Here is a 24826-nt window from a genome sequence, read left to right on the forward strand (position 1 = left end):
GATACAGGTGAATTTCGTGAGCCAGCCTACGCCAGCCGTGCGTACCTTCCAAGACCTGATCCTCGCCCTGCAGAACTACTGGGCCGAGCAAGGTTGTGTGGTACTTCAGCCCTACGATATGGAAGTAGGCGCCGGCACTTTCCACACCGCCACCTTCCTGCGCGCCGTGGGCCCGGAGACCTGGAACGCCGCCTACGTGCAACCCAGCCGTCGCCCTGCCGACGGACGGTACGGCGAGAACCCCAACCGCCTGCAGCACTACTACCAGTTCCAGGTCGTCCTCAAGCCGAACCCGGCCAATTTCCAGGAACTGTACCTGGGCTCGCTCAAGGCCATCGGTCTGGATCCGCTGGTCCACGACATCCGCTTCGTCGAAGACAACTGGGAATCGCCGACCCTCGGCGCCTGGGGTCTGGGCTGGGAAATCTGGCTCAACGGCATGGAAGTCACCCAGTTCACCTACTTCCAGCAGGTCGGCGGTATCGAGTGCTATCCGGTCACCGGCGAAATCACCTATGGCCTGGAACGCCTGGCCATGTACATCCAGGGCGTCGACTCGGTGTATGACCTGGTCTGGGCCGACGGTCCGTTCGGCAAGGTCAGCTATGGCGACGTGTTCCACCAGAACGAAGTGGAACAGTCGACCTACAACTTCGAGCACGCCAACGTCGAGAAGCTGTTCGAGCTGTTCGACTTCTACGAAAGCGAAGCCAACCGCCTGATCAAGCTGGAGCTGCCGCTGCCGACCTACGAAATGGTCCTGAAGGCGTCGCACACCTTCAACCTGCTCGACGCCCGCCGCGCCATCTCGGTGACCGAGCGCCAGCGCTACATCCTGCGCGTGCGCACCCTGGCCCGCGACGTGGCGCAAAGCTATCTGCAAGCCCGCGCACGCCTGGGCTTCCCGATGGCCACCCCCGAACTGCGTGATGAAGTACTGGCCAAGCTGGAGGCTGCACAATGAGTGCGCAAGATTTCCTGGTTGAACTGGGCACCGAAGAGCTGCCACCCAAAGCCCTTGCCACCCTCGGCGACGCCTTCCTGGCCGGCATCGAGAAAGGCCTGCAGGCCGCCGGCCTGAACTACACCGGCAAGTCGGTGTACGCCGCGCCCCGTCGCCTGGCCGTGCTGATCCGCCAGCTCGACGTGCAGCAGCCCGACCGCAGCATCAACATCGACGGCCCGCCCCGCCAGGCCGCATTCGACGCCGACGGCAACCCCACCCAGGCCGCCCTGGGTTTCGCCAAGAAATGTGGCGTGGAGCTCGCGGAAATCGACCAGAGCGGCCCCAAGCTGCGCTTCTCCCAGCACATTCCGGGCAAGGCCACCGCCAGCCTGCTGCCGACCATCGTCGAGGACTCGCTCAACGACCTGCCAATTCCCAAGCGCATGCGCTGGGCCGCCAGCCGCGAAGAGTTCGTGCGTCCGACCCAATGGCTGGTAATGCTGCTGGGCGACCAGGTCGTCGATTGCACCCTGCTGTCGCAGAAAGCCGGCCGCGATTCGCGCGGTCACCGCTTCCACCACCCTGAAAACGTGACCATCAGCGCCCCGGCCAACTACGTCGAGGACCTGCGCAAGGCCTATGTGCTGGCTGATTTCTCCGAGCGCCGCGCGCTGATCGCCAAGCGCACCGAAGAACTGGCCCGTCAGCAGGAAGGCACGGCCATCGTGCCGCCCGCCCTGCTGGATGAAGTGACCGCGCTGGTGGAATGGCCGGTGCCGCTGGTGTGCTCGTTCGAGGAACGCTTCCTCGACGTGCCCCAGGAAGCGCTGATCACCACCATGCAGGACAACCAGAAGTACTTCTGCCTGCTCGACAGCGAAGGCAAGCTGCTGCCGCGCTTCATCACCGTGGCCAACGTCGAGAGCCGCGACCCGCAGCAGATCGTGCACGGCAACGAGAAGGTGGTACGTCCACGCCTGACCGACGCCGAGTTCTTCTTCAAGCAAGACAAGAAGCAAAAGCTGGAAACCTTCAACGAACGCCTGAAGAACGTCGTGTTCCAGGCGCAGTTGGGCACCGTCTTCGACAAAGCCGAGCGAGTGTCCAAGCTGGCGGCCTATATCGCGCCGTTCATCGGTGGCAGTGCCATCAATGCCGGGCGCGCGGGCCTGCTGTCCAAGTGCGACCTGGCCACCGAAATGGTCGGTGAATTCCCTGAAATGCAAGGCATCGCCGGCTACTACTACGCCGTCAACGATGGCGAAGCGCAGGACGTCGCCCTGGCCTTGAACGAGCAGTACATGCCGCGCGGTGCCGGCGCCGAGTTGCCCGAGACCCTCACCGGGGCCGCCGTGGCCATCGCCGACAAGCTCGACACCCTGGTCGGCATCTTCGGCATCGGCATGCTGCCCACCGGCAGCAAAGACCCCTACGCCCTGCGGCGTGCCGCGCTGGGTGTGCTGCGCATCCTGATCGAGAAGCAGCTCGACCTGGACCTGACCGCAGCGGTCGAGTTCGCAGTGAAGCAGTACGGCGCCAAGGTCAAGGCTGCGGGCCTGGCCGAACAGGTGCTCGAATTCATCTTCGATCGCCTGCGTGCGCGCTACGAAGACGAAGGCGTGGACGTGGCCACCTACCTCTCGGTGCGCGCCCTGAAACCGTCGTCGGCCCTGGACTTCGACCAGCGCGTGCAAGCCGTGCAGGCCTTCCGCAAGCTGCCCGAGGCCGATGCCCTGGCCGCCGTGAACAAGCGCGTGTCGAACCTGCTGAGCAAGGCCGAAGGCGCCATCGCCGAGCAGGTGGAGCCGAAGTACTTCGACAACGCCAACGAGTTCTCGCTGTACTCGGCGATCCAGCAAGCCGACCAGGCCGTTCAGCCCATGGCTGCAGCCCGTCAGTACCGCGAGTCGCTGGCGCGCCTGGCCGCGCTGCGCGACCCGGTCGATGCCTTCTTCGAGGCAGTGATGGTCAATGCCGAGGACGCCAAGGTGCGCGCCAACCGCTATGCCTTGCTCAGCCGCCTGCGCGGTCTGTTCCTGGGCGTCGCCGACATCTCGCTGCTGGGGTAAGCCTTGAAACTGCTGATACTCGATCGCGACGGTGTGATCAACCATGACTCCGACGCCTACATCAAGTCGCTGGACGAGTGGATCCCCATTCCCGGTGCGATCGAAGCCATCGCGCAGTTGAGTCAGGCGGGCTGGACGGTGGCCGTGGCCACCAACCAGTCCGGCATTGCCCGCGGTTACTACTCGCTCGAGACGCTCGAAGCCATGCACGCGCGGCTGCGCGCGCTGGTCGCCGAGCAGGGTGGCGAGCTGGGGCAGATCGTCTATTGCCCGCATGGTCCGGACGAAGGCTGCGATTGCCGCAAGCCCAAGCCGGGCATGCTGCGGGCAATCGCCGAGCATTATCAAGCGCCGTTGGCCGGTGTATGGTTCGTCGGCGACAGTGCGGGTGACCTGCAAGCGGCCGTGGCCGTCGCAGCACAACCGGTGCTGGTGAAAACCGGCAAGGGTCTGCGGACCCTGGACAAGGGTGTCCCATCCGGCACCTTGATTTACGACGATCTGGCAGCCATTGCCAGAGCACTCATTTAAAGCACGCGCCGGTTGGCGCGCTTTCTCAGGCGGGCATGTCCCGCAACGGTACATGCCACTATGTCGATCCTGCAGGCGATCAGAATCTTTCTTTTTTACCTGCTGCTGGGCACCAGTTCGCTGCTGTGGTGCTCACTGAGCTTCTTCATCGCGCCGTTCCTGTCGTTCCCACGGCGCTACCGTTTCATCAATGTCTATTGGTGCCGCTGCGCCTTGTTCCTGACGCGCACGATCCTCGGTATCGACTACAAGATCACCGGCGCCGAGCACGTACCGCAGCAGCCATGCGTGATTCTGGCCAACCACCAGAGCACGTGGGAGACGTTCTTCCTGTCGGCCTACTTCTCGCCGCTGAGCCAAGTGCTCAAGCGTGAGCTGCTGTATGTGCCTTTCTTCGGCTGGGCGATGGCCATGCTGCGGCCCATCGCCATCGACCGCAACAATCCCAAGGAAGCCCTGCGTCATGTGGCCAGCAAGGGCGACGAACTGCTCAAGCAGGGCGTGTGGGTACTGATCTTCCCGGAAGGCACGCGCGTGCCGTTCGGCCAGGTGGGTAAATTCTCCCGTGGCGGCACGGCGCTGGCCGTGAACGCCGGCCTGCCGGTACTGCCCATCGCCCACAACGCCGGCAAATTCTGGCCCAAGACCGGCTGGGGCAAACGCTCGGGCACCATCGAGGTCATCATCGGTGAGCCAATGTACGCCACCGGTACCGGACCGCGCGCCATCGCCGAGCTCAACGACCGCGCCCAGGCCTGGAACGAAGCCCGCCAACGGGAAATGGGCTCGCTGCCTGCAACGCAGGAAAGCGACGCAACGCCGGTCGCTTGAGAACTGTGGATAAGTTGTTAGCAATTTGGCGATGAGTCGTCAGGGATTAGATATAAGTGTTTGAATTAAAAGCTTATTTCCCTGTATGACGATTTCTTGAAAATCGTGCATAAGTTTTTTGCGGCATAAAAAAACCGGCTCTTACAGCCGGTTTTTTCATGGCTTCCAGTCAGTTTTCAGACCTTGTCGATATCCACATCCCGGGTCTCTTTCAGGCAGAAGATCCCCACCACCAGGCTGACACCGGTGATCAACACCGGATACCACAGCCCATAGAAGATATCACCCGTGTACACCACCAGCGCGAACGACACGGTGGGCAGGAACCCGCCGAACCAGCCATTGCCGATGTGATAGGGCAATGACATCGAGGTGTAGCGAATACGCGTGGGGAACAGCTCCACCATCACCGCCGCCAGCGGGCCGTAGGTCATGGTTGCGATGAGGATCATCGCCACGATCAGCACCACCACCATCACCTGGTTGACCTGGGCGGGATCGGCCTTGGCAGGATAGCCGGCCTGCTCGACGGCTGCCCGCATCGCCGCCTCATCGAAACCGTTGATGGTCTTGTCACCGATGCTCACCGACACCTCGCTGCCGGTCGCGGCCACTGAGCTGTACGGCAGGCCCTGCTTGACCAGGAACGTCTTGACCTTGTCGCAGGGGCTGTCGAAACGGGCCTTGCCCACGGGATCGAACTGGAAGGTACAGCCCTGCGGATCGGCACTGACCACGATCGGCGACTGACGGCTGGCCGCGTCGATCTGCGGGTTGGCGTAGTGGCTGAGGGCTTTGAACATAGGGAAATAACACAGCGTGGCCAGCAGCAGACCGATCATCAGGATCGGCTTGCGGCCCACGCGGTCCGACAGCCAGCCGAAGAAGACGAAGAACGGCGCACCGATCACCACGCTGATGATCAGCAGGGTGTTGGCCTGGGCGGGGTCCATCTTGAGCATCTGGGTGAGGAAGAACAGCACGTAGAACTGCGCCGTGTAGAAGGTCACGGCCTGCCCAGCGTTGATGCTGAACAGCGCGGTGAGCACCACCTTCAGGTTCGGCCAGGAGGTGAACGACTCGCGAATCGGCGATTTGCTGACCTTGCCCTGCGCCTTCATTTTCACGAAGGCCGGGGACTCATGCATGCTCATCCGTATCCAGGTGGAAATGCCCAGCAGCACGATGGACAGCAGGAAGGGCAGGCGCCAGCCCCAGGTTTCGAACTGATCGCCACTGATGTAGCGGCTGCCCAGCACCACCACCAGCGACAGCAGCAGCCCCAAGGTGGCGGTGGACTGAATGAAACCGGTGTGGAAACCGCGCTTGCCCGGTGGCGCATGTTCGGCGACGTAAGTGGCCGCACCGCCGTATTCACCCCCCAGGGCCAAGCCCTGAAGCATGCGCAGGATCACCAGGATGATCGGCGCGGCAATGCCGATGCTGGCATAGGTGGGCAGCAGGCCCACTGCGAAGGTCGACAGGCCCATGAGTACGATGGTGATCAGGAAAGTGTACTTGCGTCCGATCATGTCGCCCAGACGCCCGAACACCAGGGCGCCGAAGGGCCTCACCAGGAAGCCTGCGGCGAAGGCCATCAGGGCGAAGATGAACGCCGTGGTGTCGTTGACCCCCGCGAAGAACTGCTTGCTGATCACCGCCGCCAGCGCGCCATAAAGGAAGAAGTCATACCACTCGAACACCGTGCCCAGGGATGAAGCGAAAATGATCTTGCGTTCCTCGCGGCGGCTGCTGGAAGCGGCGGCGCCCTGTTGCTGGATGTAGTCCGACATCGTTGCTGTCCTCGGCCCGCAGGCCACAGTGATTATTGTTCTTGTTCCACTGTCGGCAGCCCTCGACTCCAAGGCTGCCGGTGTGTTGCACGCGCCCGGTCAGGGCGTCGGTATCGCGTTGCTGTCGCTGAGCATGAGGTGGCTGGGGGTGCCCTTGAGAATCAGCTGCGCCGCCTTCTCGGCAATCATCAAGGTGGGGGAGCAGGTATTGCCGGAAACGATCTGCGGCATGATCGAGGCATCGGCCACCCGCAGGCCGGGGATGCCGTGAACGCGTAACTGGTTATCCACAACGTCCAGCGTGCCGCTGCCCATGCGGCAGGTCCCGACCGGATGGAAGATGGTGGTGCCGATCTTGCCGGCCGCCTCGTACAGCTGTTCTTCGGTGTCCAAGGCGGCGCCCGGCAAATACTCCTTGGGATCGAAGATCGCCAGGGCAGGGGCCTGGACGATGCGCCGGGTGAGGCGAATGCTGTCGGCGGCGACTTTCAGGTCCTGGGCATCGCTGAGGTAGTTGGGGTCGATCAGCGGCGCCGCGTTCATGTCGGCCGAGCGGATGTCGATCCGTCCCCGGCTGGCCGGACGCAGGTTGCACACCGAGGCGGTGAACGCCGGGAAACGGTGCAGGGGTTCGCCGAAGCGCTCGAGCGACAGCGGCTGCACGTGATACTGCACATTGGCCGACGCCTGCTCAGGCCCCGAACGCACGAACGCACCCAACTGACTCGGCGCCATGGCCAGCGGACCGCTGCGGTCATAGAGGTAGCGCAGGCCCATGCCCAACTTGCCCCACAGGCTGTTGGCCATCTGGTTGAGGGTATGGGTGTTGCGAATCTGATAGATCAGGCGCAGTTGCAGGTGATCCTGCAGGTTGCCGCCGACACCTGGCAGTTCGTGGCGAACGGTGATCCCCAAGTCATTGAGCAAGGCACGTGGGCCGATGCCAGAGCGTTGCAGGATGCCCGGCGAGCCAACCGAGCCTGCGCACAGGATGATCTCCCGGCGCGCGCCGAATTCATGCCAGGCGCCTTGCCAGCGCGCCTTCACGGCCGTGGCGCGGCTCTGGCTGAGCAGCACGTGATCCACCTGAACGTCGGTCAGAACGGTGAGATTGGGCCGTGCCGCGATCGGCCGCAGGAATGCCTTGGCGGCGTTCCAGCGCACACCGCTGCGCTGGTTGACCTGAAAGTATCCACAGCCTTCGTTGTCGCCGGTGTTGAAGTCGGCCACCTTGGCCACACCGCTCTGCTCGGCGGCGTCGCGGAAGGCATCGAGGATGGGCCAACTGTAGCGTTGCTGCTCGACCCGCCATTCACCCGCAGCGCCATGACTCTCACTGGCGCCGGCGAAGTGGTTTTCGCTGGCCTTGAACAGCGGCAGCACGTCCTTCCAGGCCCAACCGGCATTGCCCAGTTCGGCCCAGCGATCATAGTCGGCCGCCTGACCGCGCATGTAGATCATGCCGTTGATGGACGAGCAGCCACCCAGTACCTTGCCGCGCGGGTAACCCAGGCTGCGACCGTCCAGCCCAGGCTGGGCTTCGGTCTTGAAGCACCAGTCGGTGCGTGGATTACCGATGCAGTAGAGGTAACCGACAGGGACGTGAATCCAGGGGTAGTTGTCGCGGCCGCCCGCTTCGAGCAGCAGTACGCGACAGGCAGGATCGGCGGACAATCGATTGGCCAGTAGACATCCGGCGGGACCGGCGCCTACCACGACGTAATCGTAGAGAGAATCGGCTGATGGCATGGGGCAACCTCGGGCCTGATTTTTTATTCTTGTCCCGATTCATCTTAGTGAGTAATTTCGCGGATGAAACACGAGTTTTCGCGCAGCCGTTGTGCGTTTTAGCACAGCGTTATCTTCTTAGGCGTCCGCATCCTCCGTTGTGACGGCGGTGTGCCGGCCCATGGAACCGAGACAGTGATCGGCATGTTCGACTGGAACGACCTGCGATTTTTCCTGGAGCTGCAGCGCAGTGGTCGCCTGCTCACCGCAGCCAAGCGCCTTAACACCACCCACAGCACCGTGGCCCGGCATATCGAGAACATCGAGCAGAGCCTGGGCACCGCGCTGTTCGTCCAGCACGCCCAGGGCTACGAACTGACACCCTCCGGCCAGGCCTTGCTCAAGCACGCCGAGGCCATGGAAAACGTGGCCTTGCTGGCGCAGGAGGAAATCACCCAGGCAATCACCCCGCTGGGCAAGATCCGTCTGGGCGTGACCGAAGGCATCGGTATCATGTTCTTCACCCCACGGCTGGGCGTGTTGTTCGAGCGCTATCCGGGGCTGGAGGTGGAACTGGTGGCGGTGCCACGTTTCGTCAGCATCCTCAATCGCGAGGCGGAAATCAGCATCCACTTGGAACGGCCCAATGCCGATCTGTTGATCACCCGCAAACTCACCGACTACCGCCTGGCGCTCTACGCCAGCCAAGCCTACCTGGACCGTGCCGCGCCGCTGCAAAGCCGCGAGGACCTGGCCCGTCACAGCTGGATCGGCTACGTCGACGACCTGATCTTCAGCCAGGAACTGCTGTTCCTCAACAGCTTCTGCAGAGCCCCGAGCGTGGTCTTTCGCAGCACCAGCGTGATCGCCCAGCAGCAGGCGGCCCGCGCGGGCCTGGGCATTGCAGTGCTGCCCAACTACATGGCACGACATGACCCCGGGCTGGTCCGCGTGCTGCCCAGCGAGACCATCCAGCGCAGCTACTGGATCTGTACCCGGCGCGAACTGCACAAATCCGTGCGCCTGCGCGTGGTCTGGGATTACCTGCTCACGCTGTGCGCCGAGCAGCAGCACGAACTGCTAGCCGAATAGTACCTTGGCCGCCAGCGACACTGCGGCGGCGATACCCACCAAGGCAAACAGTTGCTGGAGGCGCGGGCCGGCCAGCTTTGCAGCAAGCGGGCGAGCGGCCAACAGGCCGAGGACCGCGCCTGCGGCGAATGGCGCACCGACCTGCCAATGCATCACGCCACCTAGGCTGGCGCTGACCACGCTGCCGGCGGACACCAGCGCGATCACCGCCAGCGAGGTGGCGACAATGCTCTTCATGTCCAGGTTGGTGTAACGGTTCAAAGCGGGAATGATGACGAATCCGCCGCCCACGCCCAGCAGCCCCGACAGCACGCCGGACACCGCGCCGGTCAGTGCCAAGGCGCGGGCGCAGGGCAAGGTCCAGCGCAGACGACCCTGCAATGGGTTGAGCACACAGGGCATGATCTGCCGCTCGGCGCAGGCCGACTCACCCGCCAGTTCGCGCTTGGCCTTGCGCCAGATCCGCAGGCAGGCATACACCAGCACGACCGAGAACACCAACGCCAGCGGCCCGTTCGGCAACCGATGAGCGAGCACCAGCCCCAGTGGCGCACAGACGATACCGATGACGGCGATGAGCAGCGCCGCACGGTAGCGCACTCGGCCCTGACGCAGTCCAAGCACAGCCCCTACGGCCGCCGCTAGCCCCACGGCCAGCAGGCCGATGGGCGCCGCTTCGACCATCGACAACCCCAGCCCGAAGACCAGCAAGGGCACGGCCAGAATGCCGCCACCAGCACCGGTCAATGCCAGGACCGCACCGATGACGGCGCCTAGCCCGGCGCCGAGCACTTGATGTTCGATCACTTGGACGTCTCGGTTACCAGGGGTTGTGGCCGCGCCAACCACTCGTGGCCCTTGAGCATGGCCTTCCAGTACAGCGGCGGTAGCACTCGGGCTTTGAGCAGCCAGGCCAACCGCGTGGGCTTGCGGCCATCGAGCAGCCAGCGCGGGAAACTGGGCGCGAGCTTGCCGCCGTAGGTGAACTCGGCCAAGACGATCTTGCCGCGCTCCACGGTGAGTGGGCATGAGCCATAGCCGTCATAGGCGGCCAGCTTGGACAGACGCCCCAGTGCGACCAGCACATTGTTGGCCACCACCGGTGCCTGCTTGCGCGCGGCAGCGGCAGTCTTGGCGTTGCTGGTGTTGATGACGTCTCCCAGTGCATGGATGTCGGCGAACTGGCGATGCCGCAGGCTGTGCGGATCGACATCCACCCAACCGGCTGCATCGGCGAGGGGGCTCTGGCGAATGAAGTCCGGGGCCACTTGTGGCGGCACCACGTGCAGGAAGTCGAAGGGCTCGGTGCGCGTCTCGCTGCTGCCATCGGCCAAGGTGCGCACGAAGGTGGCGCGCTGAGCGGGACCGTCCACTGCCACCAGACGCTGGCTGTAGTTGAGGTCGACCCCGTACTTGTCGATATAGCTCATCAGCGCCGGAACATAGTCGGCCACGCCGAACAGCACGGCGCCGGCGTTGAAGAAGGCCGGCTTGATGGCGCCTAGGCGACCTGCGCGCAACCAGTGATCGCAGGACAGGTACAGCGCTTTCTGCGGCGCGCCGGCGCACTTGATCGGCATCGGCGGCTGAGTGAACAGCGCCCGTCCTTGTTGCAGCGACTGCACCAGCTTCCAGGTGTAGGGGGCGAGGTCGTAACGGTAGTTGGAGGTCACCCCGTTGCGGCCAAGCGTTTCGTCCAGGCCCTCAATGGCGCCCCAGTCCAGCGTGAGCCCAGGACAGACCACCAACTGCTGGTAGCTCAACGTGCGGCCATCCTCCAGCCTCACCTGGCGCTGCTCGGGGGTGAAGCCGGTCACCCGCGACTGAATCCAGCGCACGCCGGCAGGCAGTAGATCGGCGGTGTTGCGGGCGGTGGAGGGGGCCTCGAATACACCCGCGCCCACCATGGTCCAGCCCGGCTGGTAGTAGTGGATGGCGGAGGGGTCGATGAGGGTGATCTCGAGCGACGGATCGCGCTTGATCAAACTGGAAGCCGTGGCGATACCGGCGGCACCGGCACCGACGATCAGCACCTGATGGTGGTCAGCAGCGGCGGGAGAAGCATGCAGGGCAGGCATGGGAGTTCCTTTGAATTCTGGTTATGGGAGCCGCAGGCTCAGAGCAGGTTGAGCGGGATCTTCAGGTAGCGCACGCCGTTGTCTTCGGGCTCGGGCAACTGGCCGCTGCGCATGTTGATCTGCACGGAGGGCAGGATCAGAACCGGCATTTCCAACGTGGCGTCACGAGCCTCACGCATGGACACGAAACTGTCCTCGCTGACGCCTTCGTGGATGTGCACGTTGTGGGCACGCTGTTCGGCCACCGTGGTGACGTACTGCATCTCGCGACCACCTGGCAGGTAGTCGTGACACATGAACAGGCGAGTCTGCTCCGGGAGTGCCAGCAAGCGACGGATCGATCGGTACAAGGTACGGGCGCTGGCGCCGGGGAAGTCGCAGCGGGCCGTTCCGTAGTCAGGCATGAACAGCGTGTCGCCGACGAACACGACTCTCTCACCGGCATCCTCGACTTGATAGCTCATACAGGCCGGCGTATGACCTGGCGTGTGCAGCGCCCGAGCCTGCAGGTTGCCGATGCGAAAACGGTCGTTATCACTAAACAGCACGTCGAACTGACTGCCGTCGCGGGCGAATCCTGAGTCGGCGTTGAACAGCGAACCGAAGGTTTTCTGCACCTGGATGATCTGCGCGCCGATGCCGATCTGGCCGCCGAGACGCTGCTTGAGATAGGCCGCTGCAGACAGGTGATCGGCATGGACATGCGTCTCCAGAATCCACTGCACCTTGGCGCCCAGGGCCTCGACGCGGGCAATGAGTTGGTCGGCAGAGTGCTGATCGGTGCGTCCGGACTTCGGGTCGTAATCCAGCACACTGTCGATCAGGGCGCAGTACCGGGTTTCCCGGTCCATCACCAAGTAGCTGATGGTGGAGGTTGCCGGGTCGTACAAGGCTTCCACATGAAGGTTGTTGCCAATGATCATCACAGTCTCCAAAACGCTGCCTCGCCTGAACAGAAGCGTCGGCAGGGATTGAGCATTGTTCAAGATGCATGCCAGGCCATTTCCGACAGGGATTTCCCATAATCACGGGGGTATTCCTACTGCTTAGGGGCTCGCTGCCAGCGGGGATGGCAGTCATCTGACAGCGACTGGCAGTGATTGGCAGTCCTTGCTAACCTCGCTGGCAGTTTCCTCCGGTGCCCTTATGTCCGAGCTCGCGGCTGCACACCATCCTGCCATCCTAGCGCTGGTTTCCTACTTGGAACACGATGCGCTGCCCAGCATCGTGCTCGATACCGACTACAACATCCTGGCCGCCAATGCGGCTTATCGGCGCCAGTTCGCCATAGAGGATCGTGCGCCCCTGGGCGAGAAATGCCATCGGGTGTCCCACCACTATGCGGTGCCCTGCGATCAAGCCGGCGAGCACTGTCCGATGCGCAAGGCGTGGGACAGCAAGGTGCCGGAGCGGGTCTTGCACATTCATCACACCCCGCGTGGACCGGAACATGTCGACGTGGAACTGCGGCCCATCCTGGACGAACAGGGCAGGGTGGTCGCGTTCGTCGAACGCCTGACCAGCATCACCCTCGCTGCTGCCCAGCCCCAGCAGCAGGGCCTGGTCGGACAGTCCAGCGCATTCAAGGCCGCGCTGGCCAGTCTGCAACGTGCTGCACCCGCGCAGATTCCTGTGCTGCTTCAGGGTGAATCGGGCACCGGTAAGGAGTTGTTCGCCCGTGCATTGCACTTGGGTAGCCCGCGGGCCAATGGTCCGCTGGTGGTGGTCGATTGCACCGGGCTGACCGAGTCGCTGTTCGAGAGCGAGCTGTTCGGCTACGAGAAGGGTGCCTTTACCGGAGCGACCCAACGCAAAATCGGCCTAGCCGAGGCCGCCCATGGGGGCACGCTGTTCCTCGATGAAATCGGCGAAGTGCCGTTGGCCATGCAGGTCAAGTTGCTGAGGCTGATCGAGACCGGGAGCTTCAGACCGGTAGGCAGTCTGCGCACCGTGCACTCGGATTTCCGTCTGGTCTCGGCCACCCACAAACCACTCAAGGCCATGGTGGCCGACGGCAGCTTTCGCGAAGACCTTTACTACCGCATCAGCGGCTTCCCCATTCGCCTACCCGCGCTGCGCGAGCGGGTCGAAGATCTGCCGCTGTTGATCGACAGTCTGCTGCAACGCATTGCTGGCAAAGGCAAAGCTCAGGTGGACACGGATGCGTTGGAGCGGCTTAGCCTGCATCCGTTTCCCGGAAACATTCGTGAACTGCGCAACCTGTTGGAGCGTGCCTGGCTGTTCGCCGACGACGGTGTGATTCGCGCAACCCATCTGCTGGATGAGGGCGGTGCGCAGGCCCCTTTGGGCACGAACAAACGTGAATTGCATGAACTGAAGGCACTGGCTCAAGCGCTGGATAGTTTCAACGGCTCTCGACGTGAGCTTGCTAAACAGCTTGGAATGAGTGAGCGGACGCTTTATCGACGGCTTAGAGATCTCGAGTCGTGAGCAACTTTTTTGAGTGTTTCACGTGGAACACTCTTCAGTGGAAACAAAAAAGCCAAGGCGGGTGAGGCCTTGGCTTTTTTGATGCGCTGACGGTGGAGGACGATTAGAAGTCCAGGTTGGACACCGACAGGGCATTGCTTTCGATGAAGTCGCGGCGCGGCTCGACAGCGTCGCCCATCAGGGTGTTGAACAGCTGGTCGGCTGCGATGGCATCCTCAATGGTGACCTTGAGCATACGGCGCACAGTTGGATCCATAGTGGTTTCCCACAACTGATCCGGGTTCATCTCACCCAGTCCTTTGTATCGCTGGATCGTGTGGCGCTTGGTGCTTTCGTTCATCAACCAGTCCAGCGCTTCCTTGAACTCGGTCACCGCCTTGCGACGCTCACCGCGCTGAACATAAGCGCCTTCACCGAGCAGCGTCGCCAGCTTGTTACCCAGACCCACGACCGAGCGGTAGTCGTTGCTGCCGAAGAAGTCTCGGTTGAAGGTCACGTAGCTGGCCTGGCCGTGGGAAGTGACTTCCACTTCCGGCAGCCACAGGCTGCGCTCCTTGTCCTCGCGCAGGCTGACCTTGTAGCTCAAGCCAGACTTCTGACAGCTATTCAGTCGCTCCTGGAGTTTGGGCAGCCAGGCTTGCATGGTGGCGTGCTCGCCCAGGTGAGCTTGAGTGATTTCTGGCAGGTAGATGAAGTGCTCGGTCAGCTCTTCCGGGTACAGGCGAGACAGGCGCTTGAGCGTCTTCATTACCGTACGGAAGTCGTTGACCAAGGACTCGAGCTGGACACCGGACACGGCGGGCGCAGACTCGTCCAAGTGCAGGCTGGCATCTTCGAGGGCCGACTGGGTCATGTATTCCTCCATGGCCTCGTCGTCCTTGATGTACTGCTCCTGCTTACCACGCTTGACCTTGTACAGCGGCGGCTGAGCGATGTAGATGTAGCCACGCTCGACCAACTCGGGCAACTGGCGGAAGAAGAAGGTCAGCAGCAGCGTACGGATGTGCGAACCGTCGACGTCAGCATCGGTCATGATGATGATGTTGTGGTAGCGCAGTTTCTCGATGTTGTACTCGTCGCGACCGATGCCACAGCCCAGCGCAGTGATCAGCGTGCCGACCTCCTGGGAGGAGATCATCTTGTCGAAGCGCGCTTTTTCGACGTTCAGGATCTTACCCTTCAGAGGCAGGATCGCTTGAGTGCGCCGGTTACGACCTTGCTTGGCTGAGCCACCTGCAGAGTCACCCTCCACCAGGTACAGTTCGGAAAGGGCAGGATCCTTTTCCTGGCAGTCGGCCAGTTTCCCCGGCAGACCGGCGATATCCAGCGCACCTTTACGGCGAGTCATCTCCCGTGCTTTACGCGCTGCTTCTCGAGCACGCGCGGCGTCGATCATCTTGCCGACCACTGCCTTGGCTTCGTTGGGGTTCTCCAACAGGAAGTCGGCGAAGTACTTGTTCATCTCCTGTTCCACGGCGGTCTTCACCTCCGAGGAGACCAGCTTGTCCTTGGTCTGCGAGCTGAACTTGGGATCCGGCACTTTGACCGAAATGATCGCAGTCAGGCCTTCCCGCGCATCGTCACCCGTGGTCGCAACCTTATTCTTCTTGGCCAGACCTTCTTGCTCGATGTAGTTGTTCAAGCTGCGCGTCAGCGAAGAGCGGAAGCCCACCAGGTGAGTACCGCCATCGCGCTGAGGAATGTTGTTGGTGAAGCACAGCAGGTTTTCGTTGAAGCTGTCGTTCCACTGCAACGCGACTTCAACGCCCACACCATCGTCTCGTTGGACGTTGAAGTGGAACACCTGAGAGTTGACCGGCGTCTTGTTGGTGTTCAGGAAATCGACGAAGGCGCGCAGACCGCCCTCATACTTGAAGAACTCTTCCTTGCCCGACCGCTCATCCTTCAGCAGGATGCCGACACCCGAGTTGAGGAAAGAGAGCTCACGAATCCGCTTCGCCAGGATGTCCCAGCTGAAGTGAATGTTCTTGAAGGTTTCGGCCGAGGGCTTGAAGTGGATGTGGGTACCGGTGGTTTCGCTTTCACCGACAACCGCCATCGGCGCCTGTGGTACGCCATGAACGTAGGTCTGCTCCCAGATCTTGCCGCTGCGACGCACGGTCAACACCAGTTTTTCCGACAGCGCGTTCACTACGGAGACGCCTACACCGTGCAGGCCGCCGGATACCTTGTAGGAGTTGTCATCGAACTTACCGCCTGCGTGCAGGACGGTCATGATGACCTCAGCGGCGGAAACCCCTTCTTCCTTGTGTACGTCGACCGGAATACCGCGACCGTTGTCGCGCACGCTGATCGATTCGTCAGGGTGAATGATGACGGTGATGTCATCGCAATGACCGGCGAGCGCCTCGTCGATCGAGTTGTCGACCACTTCGAAGACCATGTGGTGCAGGCCGCTACCATCATCGGTGTCGCCAATGTACATGCCGGGACGCTTGCGCACGGCATCCAGCCCTTTCAGCACCTTGATGCTGGAGGAATCGTACGTTTGATTTTCGCTCATGCCTTCACTCCCGGTGGTCGTGGGTCTGGGTGATACGGCCTTGTTCCACGTGGAACAAAGCAACTGGCGTATCCGTCTGCCAGCCTTCCCTCAGTAATTCGTGATCTACACAGGTGATGAACACCTGGCAGCGTAATTCTTCAAGCAAGCGGCATAGCGCACGGCGGTGCTGCTCGTCCAGCTCGGACGGCAAGTCATCCACCAGATAAATACACTGACCGCGGCGAGCCTGGCTAACCAAGTGTCCCTGAGCAATACGCAGGGCACAAACCACCAGTTTTTGCTGACCCCGTGAGAGGATGTCGGCCGCGTTGTTGGCGCCCAATCTCAGACGTAGATCTGCACGCTGAGGACCGGCCTGGGTGTGGCCCATCTGCTGGTCTCTAAGCAGCGCAGTGGACAGGACATCGCTAAGATCCCGATCCTTATCCCAGCCTCGATAGTAGCTAAGGCTCAATCCGTCCAGCTCGACCAGTTCACTCAGGGTTCGCTCGAAGACGGGCTTCAAGGCCTTGATGTAGTTGCGACGGTATTCATCTATTTCCGCGCTGGCGAGACACAATTCCCGGTCCCAGGCGGCTTGCGAAGCGGCGTCAAGTGTACCATGTCGCAGCCACGAGTTCCGCTGCCGCAGGGCCTTCTGCAGGCGCTGCCAGGTAGCCATGAATCGAGGTTCCACGTGGAACACGCCCCAATCCAAAAACTGTCGGCGTACCTTGGGGGCGCCTTCCAATAGCCGGAAGCTGTCGGGGTTGATCAGTTGTAGGGGGAGCATCTCAGCCAATTGAGCCGCGCTGCGCGCGTTCTGGCCATCTATGCGAATCGTGAAATCGCCCTGCCGCTCACGCGAAACACCCAGGTTACTGGTCGCCCCGTCTGACACCTCGACCTGACCGAAAACCGTACAGGTCGGCTGCTCGTATTGAATGACAGGATTCAGGCGAGTGCTGCGAAACGAGCGCGCTAGCCCAAGCAGATGAACGGCTTCGAGCACACTGGTCTTGCCGCTGCCATTAGCGCCGTAGAGGATGTTGATGCGGGGGGAGGGAGACAGGGTCACCGGGTGCAGGTTTCGCACCGCGGTGACCGACAGACGTCGAAGGGACATTGGGCCTGCTACGGTTACAGGCGCATCGGCATGACGACGTAGGACGAGTCGTCATTGCCGGCTTCCTGCAACAGCGCACTGCTGTTGGAGTCGGCCAGGATCAAACGAACTTGCTCAGTGGTCATCACTCCCAAAACGTCCAGCAGGTAGCTGACGTTGAAGCCGATCTCCAACGAGCCGCCTTCGTAGTCCACGCTGATCTCTTCCTCGGCTTCTTCCTGCTCCGGGTTGTTGGCCTGAATCTTGAGCTGACCCGAAGCCAATTGCAGACGGATGCCACGGTACTTTTCGTTGGAGAGAATCGCGGTACGGCTGAACGCTTCACGCAGGGCCTGGCGATCACCCACGACCAACTTGTCGCCGCCCTTAGGCAGTACACGCTCGTAATCAGGGAATTTGCCATCGACCAGTTTCGAGGTGAAGGTGAACTCACCCGTGGTCGCGCGAATGTGGTGCTGGCCCAGCACGATGCTGACCATACCTTCCGGGTCAGTCAGCAGTCGGGCCAGTTCAAGAATACCTTTGCGCGGCACGATGACCTGATGGCGTTCGGCCTGACCAATCTGCGCGTGCATTGCGCACAGCGCAAGACGATGGCCGTCGGTGGCAACGGCGCGCAGTGTGTCGGTCGAGACTTCCAACAACATACCGTTGAGGTAGTAGCGCACATCCTGCTGAGCCATTGCGAAGCTGGTGCGCTCGATCAAGCGACGCAGCTTGCTCTGCTCCAGATTGCAGGTCAGCGATCCCGGACCTTCCTCTACAGTGGGGAAATCATTGGCGGGCAGCGTGGACAGGGTGAAGCGGCTGCGCCCGGCCTTGACCAACAACTTCTGCTCGTCGAGCTTGATATCGATCAGCGCGTCACTGGGCAGACTCTTGCAGATGTCCATCAGCTTACGTGCCGGAACGGTGATTTCGCCGGGCTCGGCCGACTCTTCCAATTGCACGCGGCCAACCAGTTCGACTTCCAGGTCGGTACCGGTCAACGACAGTTGCTGGCCTTGTACCACCAGCAGGACGTTGGACAGGACCGGCAAGGTCTGGCGGCGCTCGACGACGCCTGCGACCAGTTGCAGGGGTTTCAACAGGGCTTCGCGTTGAATGGTGAAATGCATGGTCTAGTCCCTTGCCTTCAATAAGCTGCGCCGTCACCCATCAGGTGGTCAGCGTGCGCAGCAGGTTCTTGTAGTCCTCGCGGATGTCCGCGTCGGATTCCTTCAATTCGTTGATCTTGCGGCAGGCGTGCAGCACCGTGGTGTGATCCCGGCCGCCGAACATGTCGCCGATCTCCGGCAAGCTGTGGTTGGTCAGCTCCTTGGACAGGGCCATGGCCACCTGACGCGGGCGAGCCACAGAGCGCGAACGGCGCTTGGACAACAGATCGGAGATCTTGATCTTGTAGTACTCGGCCACGGTGCGCTGGATGTTATCCACACTGACCAGCTTGTCTTGCAGCGCCAACAGATCCTTGAGCGACTCGCGGATCAATTCGATGGTGATATCACGCCCCATGAAGTGCGAATGGGCGATCACCCGCTTGAGCGCCCCTTCCAGTTCGCGAACGTTGGAGCGAATGCGCTGGGCGATGAAGAACGCCGCATCGTGGGGCAGTTCCACCTTGGCCTGGTCGGCCTTCTTCATCAGGATCGCAACGCGAGTCTCCAGTTCAGGTGGCTCGACGGCAACCGTCAGGCCCCAACCGAACCGCGACTTGAGGCGTTCTTCCAGGCCTTCGATTTCCTTGGGATAGCGGTCGCTGGTGAGAATGACCTGCTGACCCCCCTCGAGCAACGCGTTGAAGGTGTGGAAAAACTCTTCCTGGGAACGCTCTTTGCGCGCGAAGAACTGGATGTCGTCGATCAACAGCGCGTCCACCGAGCGGTAGAACCGTTTGAATTCGTTGATCGCATTGAGCTGCAGGGCTTTGACCATGTCGGCGACGAAACGCTCGGAATGCAGGTAGACGACCTTGGCATTCGGGTTCTTCTTCAACAGGTGGTTACCCACAGCATGCATCAAGTGGGTCTTACCCAAACCGACGCCACCATAAAGGAAGAGTGGGTTGTAGCCATGCTTGGGATTGTCGGCCACCTGCCAGGCGGCAGCGCGTGCCAACTGGTTGGACTTGCCCTCGACGAAGGTTTCGAAGGTGAAGGTACGGTTCAAGTAACTGGTGTGCTTGAGCGCGCCCTCGACCTGCACAGTGCGTTGCTCGCTACGCGTGGCGGCAACTGGAGCTGGGGTCGGCTCGTCTGTGGTGTCGTAGACATTGTTGGCGGGCGATTCGGCTTCGCTGACCGACGCAGGCTCGACAGGAGCCACTGCGGCGGCGGCTACAGTTGGCGCAGCGGCCGGCTGCACTACCTGCTTGGCCTGAGTCTGAGCCAAAGATGCCGCCATCGCTGCACTCACCGGTGCGTTCGGCGCGGCCCTTGGCGCAGAACTACGACGACTGCCGATCAACAGCGAAAGCGCCGGCGCCAAGCCGCTGCCTTGCTCACCCAGCAGTTCGAGCAGGCGGCCGAGATACTTTTCATTGACCCAATCGAGGACAAAACGGTTAGGCGCATAGACGCGCAACTCGTCGCCTTCGGCTTCGACCTGTAGCGGACGGATCCAGGTGTTGAATTGCTGGGCAGGCAGTTCATCGCGCAGAAGCTCCACGCACTGCTGCCAAAGTTCCACTGACACGGATATCCCCTGAGTTGAAAGCCGGATGAGGCAAAAGCAAACCGCCATTGTACCGGGCGAGCGGCCACTTATCCACACGAGACCGAGGATTGGGACGTGCCATATCTGCCATTTAACGACCAGTACAACGCAGGGGATCGCTCATAAGCACTGTGGATAACCCAGCATGAGGGCTATGCACAACCCTATGCTCAACGCTGTGGATAAATCATCTGTGGATAAGGCCCTATTCAATCCACAGGTTATTTGTCTGATGAGCACAGCCGCAGCACCTGTTACCGACATACTTATGATTCTCTGTACAACCTATGGAATAAGGCCTTCAGCTGGTTATCCACAGATACTTGTCCACATAAGATTTATAAGTTCTTCAGAAAAGCTTTAAATATGTCCTTTCTATTTTTCATGTTAAGCGACTGAACGTGCTCGATGGGCCGACGGCGTTCCAGGCACCCGATCACCTGGAAGGCGCACCTTCAAGGAATGTTGGTTGGAAATTGACCTATTGCCTTGCTTTCTCTAGAATCGCCGGTCTCTTAAAAAGGGGGCCATCCCGGCCCGTTGTCGACAACCCAGGTAACACGCCATGAAACGTACTTTCCAACCAAGCACCATCAAGCGCGCGCGCACCCACGGTTTCCGTGCTCGTATGGCCACCAAGAACGGCCGCGCCGTTCTGTCGCGTCGTCGTGCCAAAGGCCGTAAGCGTCTGGCCATTTGATTTTTCGGTACAGGTGGTGAGTCAGGACTTCAGTCGGGACAAGCGACTGCTTACACCCCGGCATTTCAAAGCGGTCTTTGACTCCCCAACCGGCAAGGTTCCAGGGAAAAACCTGCTTATCCTTGCTCGCGAGAACGGGTTGGATCATCCACGCCTCGGCTTGGTGATCGGCAAGAAGAGCGTCAAGCTCGCCGTTCAGCGCAATCGCCTCAAACGCTTGATGCGCGACTCGTTCCGTCTGCACCAGCACAGTCTGGCCGGGCTGGATATCGTGATCGTCGCGCGCAAGGGGTTGGGCGAGGTGGAAAACCCAGAATTGCACCAACACTTTGGCAAACTCTGGAAGCGTCTGGCCCGCGGTCGGCCCGCTCCAGCGGTACCTGCCGATTCCGCACGGGTAGACAGTCACGATGCGTAAACTGGCCCTCGTTCCGATCCAGTTCTACCGTTACGCCATTAGTCCTCTGATGGCCAGTCACTGTCGTTTCTATCCCAGTTGCTCCTGTTACGCGTACGAAGCCATTGAAAACCATGGCCTCCTGCGTGGCGGGTGGCTTGCCGTTCGTCGCCTGGGTCGTTGTCATCCGTGGAACGACGGCGGTTTCGATCCCGTCCCGCCAGCTCCTTCTTCCCGAACTTCTTCGATAGCCGAGTAATCATGGATATTAAACGCACGATCCTGATCGTCGCCCTGGCAATCGTGTCCTATGTGCTGGTCCTCAAGTGGAACCAGGACTATGGCCAGGCAGCCCTGCCGACTCAGCACACGGCGGCCAACAACGCTGCACCGGCCCTGCCGGATACCGTTGCGGCCAGCAACACTGGCGCCAGCGCCGACGTGCCGAGCGCCAACGCCGAGGCCAGCCCTGCTGAAATCGCGCCAGTCGCTGTCAGCAAGGACCTGATCCGGGTCAAGACCGACGTCCTGGACCTGGCTATCGACCCGGTCGGCGGCGACATCGTCCAGTTGACCCTGCCCAAGTACCCACGTCGTCAGGATCATCCGGACATCGCCTTCCAGCTGTTCGATAACGGTGGCGAGCGCGTCTACCTGGCCCAGAGCGGTCTGACCGGCACCGACGGTCCAGACGCCCGTTCCACCGGCCGTCCGCTGTATGCCGCCGAGCAGAAGAGCTACCAACTGGCCAACGGTCAGGACCAACTGGTGGTCGACCTCAAGTTCAGCGACAACGGTGTCAACTACATCAAGCGCTTCAGCTTCAAGCGCGGTGAGTACGACCTGAATGTCAGCTACCTGATCGACAACCAGAGCGCCGCGCCCTGGACCGGCAACATGTTTGCCCAGCTCAAGCGCGACGCCAGTTCCGATCCGTCGTCGAGCACCGCTACCGGCACTGCCACCTACTTGGGCGCCGCCCTGTGGACAAGTTCGGAGCCGTACAAGAAGGTGTCGATGAAGGACATCGACAAAGGCAGTTTGAAAGAAAATGTGTCGGGCGGCTGGGTCGCCTGGCTGCAGCACTACTTCGTCACCGCGTGGATTCCGGCCAAGTCTGACAACAACGTCGTGCAGACTCGCAAGGACAGCCAAGGCAACTACATCATCGGCTACACCGGTCCGGCGCTTAACGTACCTGCCGGTGGCAAGGCTGAGACCAGCGCCATGCTGTATGCCGGTCCGAAGATCCAGTCCAAGCTCAAAGAGTTGTCCCCAGGCCTGGAACTCACCGTCGACTACGGTTTCCTGTGGTTCATCGCTCAGCCGATCTTCTGGCTGCTGCAACATATCCACAGCTTGCTGGGTAACTGGGGCTGGTCGATCATCGTCCTGACCATGCTCATCAAAGGCCTGTTCTTCCCGCTCTCGGCCGCTAGCTATCGCTCGATGGCGCGCATGCGCGCCGTGGCGCCGAAGCTGGCCCAGCTCAAGGAACGCTTCGGTGACGATCGCCAGAAGATGTCCCAGGCGATGATGGAGCTGTACAAGAAAGAGAAGATCAACCCGCTGGGCGGCTGCCTGCCGATCCTGGTGCAGATGCCGGTGTTCCTGGCCCTGTACTGGGTACTGCTGGAAAGCGTCGAGATGCGCCAAGCGCCGTGGATGCTGTGGATAACCGACCTGTCGATCAAGGATCCGTTCTTCATCCTGCCGATCATCATGGGCGCGACCATGTTCATCCAGCAGCGTTTGAACCCGACACCGCCGGATCCGATGCAAGCGAAGGTCATGAAAATGATGCCGATCATCTTCACCTTCTTCTTCCTGTGGTTCCCAGCCGGTCTGGTGCTGTACTGGGTTGTGAACAACTGCTTGTCCATCACTCAGCAGTGGTACATCACCCGCCGCATCGAGGCAGCGACCAAAAAAGCTGCCGCTTGACGGGCAGCCCGGTTTGCCTGTGAATAAAAACGCCCCCTAGTGGGGCGTTTTTGCTATCTGACGAATTCCTAACAAAGGCCTAGAGCATGAATTCAGTGCGTGAAACCATTGCTGCCATCGCCACCGCACAGGGCCGCGGTGGTGTGGGTATCGTCCGTCTGTCAGGACCGCTGGCCAGCGAAGCGGGGCGGACCATCACCGGTCGCACGCTGACGCCGCGTCACGCTCATTACGGCCCTTTCCGTGCACAAGACGGTCTGGTGCTGGACGAGGGCATCGCCCTGTACTTCCCCGGGCCTAATTCCTTTACCGGAGAGGACGTGCTCGAGCTGCAGGGCCATGGCGGTCCTGTGGTGATGGATATGCTGCTGCAGCGCTGTGTGGAGCTGGGTTGCCGTCTGGCACGTCCTGGCGAATTCAGCGAGCGCGCCTTTCTCAACGACAAGCTCGACCTGGCCCAGGCCGAAGCCATCGCCGACCTCATCGAGGCCAGTTCCGCCCAGGCGGCGCGCAACGCCTTGCGCTCGCTTCAAGGCGCCTTCTCCAAGCGCGTGCATGCGCTCACCGAGTCGTTGATTGCCTTGCGGATCTATGTCGAGGCCGCCATCGACTTCCCTGAGGAAGAGATCGATTTCCTCGCCGACGGTCATGTGCTAGGGATGCTCGACGCGGTACGCGAAGCGTTATCCACAGTCCAGCGTGAAGCGGGGCAGGGCGCGTTACTGCGCGATGGCATGACAGTGGTGATCGCAGGTCGGCCCAATGCCGGCAAGTCCAGTCTGCTGAATCAGTTGGCGGGGCGCGAGGCAGCGATCGTGACCGACATCGCCGGCACGACGCGGGACATCCTGCGCGAACATATCCACATCGACGGAATGCCGCTGCACGTGGTGGACACCGCAGGTCTGCGCGATACCGAAGACCATGTGGAAAAGATTGGTGTCGAGCGCGCACTCAAGGCCATCGCCGAAGCCGATCGAGTGTTGCTGGTGGTGGATTCCACCGCGCCGGAAGCCAACGATCCGTTCGCACTGTGGCCTGAGTTTCTCGATCAACGCCCGAATCCAGCCAAGGTCACGCTGATCCGCAACAAAGCCGATCTGAGTGGTGAGGCCGTAGGTCTCGTGCAGAGCGAGGATGGACACGTGACCCTTACTCTCAGCGCCAAGGGCGAGTCCAGCGGACTGGATTTGCTGCGCGATCATCTCAAGGCCTGCATGGGCTATGAACAGACCGCCGAGAGCAGCTTCAGTGCGCGTCGCCGTCACTTGGATGCGCTGCGTCACGCCAGCGAGCACTTGGAGCATGGTCGTGCGCAACTGACACTCGCTGGCGCAGGGGAGTTGCTGGCTGAAGACCTGCGCCAGGCCCAACAGGCGCTGGGCGAAATCACTGGAGCATTCAGCTCGGACGATTTGCTGGGACGGATCTTCTCGAGTTTCTGCATCGGTAAATGACGTAGCGCACCGTCTCACCCAAGCCGCTCTGACCCGAGCGGCTTTTTTTCGTCTGTCAAAAGAGGGGACCGTGACCTGCATCGTGGCTGTCCACAGACTGCATGCCGTGCACCTGAGCCCTGTGGAAAACCATCCTTCAGCTCCGTTGATAACCGGGCTTTTTTTCTGAGGATAAGGCTGCCTGTGCGTAAGTATTCATTTAATCCACAGGTTAAACGGCCTTATCCAAAGCCTTCAGGTGGGGTTCGGCACAGGGTTTTGGATCCCTGTAAGGCTTGTTAATAAAGGCCTGGAGAGGTTTATCCACAGACAACAGGCTGCATAAGAATAAACATAAAAACAAAGCTTCTTTAACTTTTTCCTCTTTGATTTCTGTTGTCTGCCATTCATCCACAGCCTGATCAAATTTTGCTCAACCGGTTTCAATGGAGCGGGTGAACCCCCTATACTTGTCGGCTTACC

At 61.1% G+C, this 24826-nt stretch carries 20 protein-coding genes; 11 read left to right on the forward strand and 9 right to left on the reverse strand.

Going from position 1 to position 24826, the window contains the following annotated elements; genetic code table 11:
• Positions 1–16: 16 nt before the first annotated feature.
• From glyQ to NJ69_RS18845, 4 genes are read left to right on the forward strand one after another with little or no spacing between them, the layout of a single operon-like run.
• On the forward strand, positions 17–964 hold the full coding sequence (gene glyQ / locus NJ69_RS18830; RefSeq protein ID WP_029615043.1) for a glycine--tRNA ligase subunit alpha: 948 nt from the start codon (positions 17–19) through the stop codon (positions 962–964).
• Positions 961–3015: a glycine--tRNA ligase subunit beta gene (gene glyS, locus NJ69_RS18835; RefSeq protein WP_039582155.1), complete on the forward strand. Its 2055-nt coding sequence runs from the start codon at positions 961–963 to the stop codon at positions 3013–3015. Before glyQ ends, glyS begins: the two co-directional genes overlap by 4 nt.
• 3 nt (positions 3016–3018) lie before the next feature.
• Complete coding sequence (gmhB, locus tag NJ69_RS18840; protein ID WP_039582156.1) at positions 3019–3546, forward strand: D-glycero-beta-D-manno-heptose 1,7-bisphosphate 7-phosphatase; 528 nt, start codon at positions 3019–3021, stop codon at positions 3544–3546.
• Between the two features lie 60 nt (positions 3547–3606).
• Positions 3607–4377 carry a lysophospholipid acyltransferase family protein gene (locus NJ69_RS18845; protein ID WP_039582158.1) on the forward strand — a complete coding sequence of 257 codons (771 nt, stop codon included), beginning with the start codon at positions 3607–3609 and terminating at the stop codon, positions 4375–4377.
• A gap of 176 nt (positions 4378–4553) precedes the next feature.
• Here NJ69_RS18845 and NJ69_RS18850 read toward each other — a convergent pair whose 3' ends face one another.
• Both NJ69_RS18850 and NJ69_RS18855 read right to left on the reverse strand, forming a co-directional pair.
• On the reverse strand, positions 4554–6170 hold the full coding sequence (locus tag NJ69_RS18850) for an MFS transporter (RefSeq protein ID WP_039582160.1): 1617 nt from the start codon (positions 6168–6170) through the stop codon (positions 4554–4556).
• Between the two features lie 99 nt (positions 6171–6269).
• The gene (locus NJ69_RS18855; RefSeq protein WP_039582162.1) at positions 6270–7919 is read right to left on the reverse strand and encodes a GMC family oxidoreductase; all 1650 of its coding nucleotides are present in this window, start codon (positions 7917–7919) and stop codon (positions 6270–6272) included.
• A gap of 183 nt (positions 7920–8102) precedes the next feature.
• Here NJ69_RS18855 and NJ69_RS18860 point away from each other — a divergent pair, with 183 nt between their 5' ends.
• Positions 8103–8990, forward strand: coding sequence for a LysR family transcriptional regulator (locus NJ69_RS18860; protein ID WP_029614309.1), 888 nt, complete (start codon positions 8103–8105; stop codon positions 8988–8990).
• On the opposite strand, the gene NJ69_RS18865 is transcribed toward NJ69_RS18860, so the two are convergent.
• From NJ69_RS18865 to NJ69_RS18875, 3 genes are read right to left on the reverse strand one after another with little or no spacing between them, the layout of a single operon-like run.
• Positions 8979–9797 carry a sulfite exporter TauE/SafE family protein gene (locus NJ69_RS18865; RefSeq protein WP_039582168.1) on the reverse strand — a complete coding sequence of 273 codons (819 nt, stop codon included), beginning with the start codon at positions 9795–9797 and terminating at the stop codon, positions 8979–8981. The two genes, NJ69_RS18860 and NJ69_RS18865, sit on opposite strands and share 12 nt — an antisense overlap.
• Entirely contained in the window at positions 9794–11068 is a 1275-nt protein-coding gene (locus NJ69_RS18870; protein WP_039582170.1) for an NAD(P)/FAD-dependent oxidoreductase, read from the reverse strand. The genes NJ69_RS18865 and NJ69_RS18870 overlap by 4 nt, the downstream gene beginning before the upstream one ends.
• Before the next feature lie 38 nt (positions 11069–11106).
• Entirely contained in the window at positions 11107–11991 is an 885-nt protein-coding gene (locus NJ69_RS18875; protein WP_039582172.1) for an MBL fold metallo-hydrolase, read from the reverse strand.
• A gap of 223 nt (positions 11992–12214) precedes the next feature.
• Here NJ69_RS18875 and NJ69_RS18880 point away from each other — a divergent pair, with 223 nt between their 5' ends.
• Entirely contained in the window at positions 12215–13519 is a 1305-nt protein-coding gene (locus NJ69_RS18880) for a sigma-54 interaction domain-containing protein (protein WP_039582174.1), read from the forward strand.
• A 103-nt stretch (positions 13520–13622) separates the two neighbouring features.
• Here the strand turns inward: NJ69_RS18880 and gyrB are convergent, their stop codons facing one another.
• Genes gyrB through dnaA form a run of 4 tightly spaced genes read right to left on the reverse strand, consistent with a single transcriptional unit; the run spans position 13623 to position 19845 of the window.
• A complete protein-coding gene (gene gyrB, locus NJ69_RS18885; RefSeq protein WP_039582175.1) occupies positions 13623–16043 on the reverse strand; it encodes a DNA topoisomerase (ATP-hydrolyzing) subunit B in 2421 nt (806 codons plus the stop codon).
• Between the two features lie 4 nt (positions 16044–16047).
• Positions 16048–17151: a DNA replication/repair protein RecF gene (recF, locus tag NJ69_RS18890; RefSeq protein WP_039582178.1), complete on the reverse strand. Its 1104-nt coding sequence runs from the start codon at positions 17149–17151 to the stop codon at positions 16048–16050.
• A 14-nt stretch (positions 17152–17165) separates the two neighbouring features.
• Positions 17166–18269: a DNA polymerase III subunit beta gene (gene dnaN, locus NJ69_RS18895; protein WP_029614323.1), complete on the reverse strand. Its 1104-nt coding sequence runs from the start codon at positions 18267–18269 to the stop codon at positions 17166–17168.
• A gap of 40 nt (positions 18270–18309) precedes the next feature.
• Complete coding sequence (gene dnaA / locus NJ69_RS18900) at positions 18310–19845, reverse strand: chromosomal replication initiator protein DnaA (RefSeq protein ID WP_039582181.1); 1536 nt, start codon at positions 19843–19845, stop codon at positions 18310–18312.
• A 586-nt stretch (positions 19846–20431) separates the two neighbouring features.
• Between dnaA and rpmH the strand changes: the two genes are divergently transcribed.
• From rpmH to mnmE, 5 genes are all read left to right on the forward strand, one after another.
• Positions 20432–20566, forward strand: a complete 135-nt coding sequence (gene rpmH / locus NJ69_RS18905) for a 50S ribosomal protein L34 (RefSeq protein ID WP_003253163.1) — start codon at positions 20432–20434, stop codon at positions 20564–20566.
• 13 nt (positions 20567–20579) lie between these two features.
• Positions 20580–20984 carry a ribonuclease P protein component gene (gene rnpA / locus NJ69_RS18910; protein ID WP_037028324.1) on the forward strand — a complete coding sequence of 135 codons (405 nt, stop codon included), beginning with the start codon at positions 20580–20582 and terminating at the stop codon, positions 20982–20984.
• Positions 20977–21222, forward strand: coding sequence for a membrane protein insertion efficiency factor YidD (gene yidD, locus NJ69_RS22510; protein ID WP_011536514.1), 246 nt, complete (start codon positions 20977–20979; stop codon positions 21220–21222). Before rnpA ends, yidD begins: the two co-directional genes overlap by 8 nt.
• Positions 21223–21224: 2 nt before the next feature.
• Positions 21225–22907, forward strand: a complete 1683-nt coding sequence (yidC, locus tag NJ69_RS18915; RefSeq protein ID WP_029614325.1) for a membrane protein insertase YidC — start codon at positions 21225–21227, stop codon at positions 22905–22907.
• A gap of 86 nt (positions 22908–22993) precedes the next feature.
• Entirely contained in the window at positions 22994–24364 is a 1371-nt protein-coding gene (gene mnmE, locus NJ69_RS18920) for a tRNA uridine-5-carboxymethylaminomethyl(34) synthesis GTPase MnmE (RefSeq protein WP_039582201.1), read from the forward strand.
• Positions 24365–24826: the final 462 nt, after the last annotated feature.

The sequence above is a fragment of the Pseudomonas parafulva genome, assembly GCF_000800255.1.
Classification (GTDB): domain Bacteria; phylum Pseudomonadota; class Gammaproteobacteria; order Pseudomonadales; family Pseudomonadaceae; genus Aquipseudomonas; species Aquipseudomonas boreofloridensis.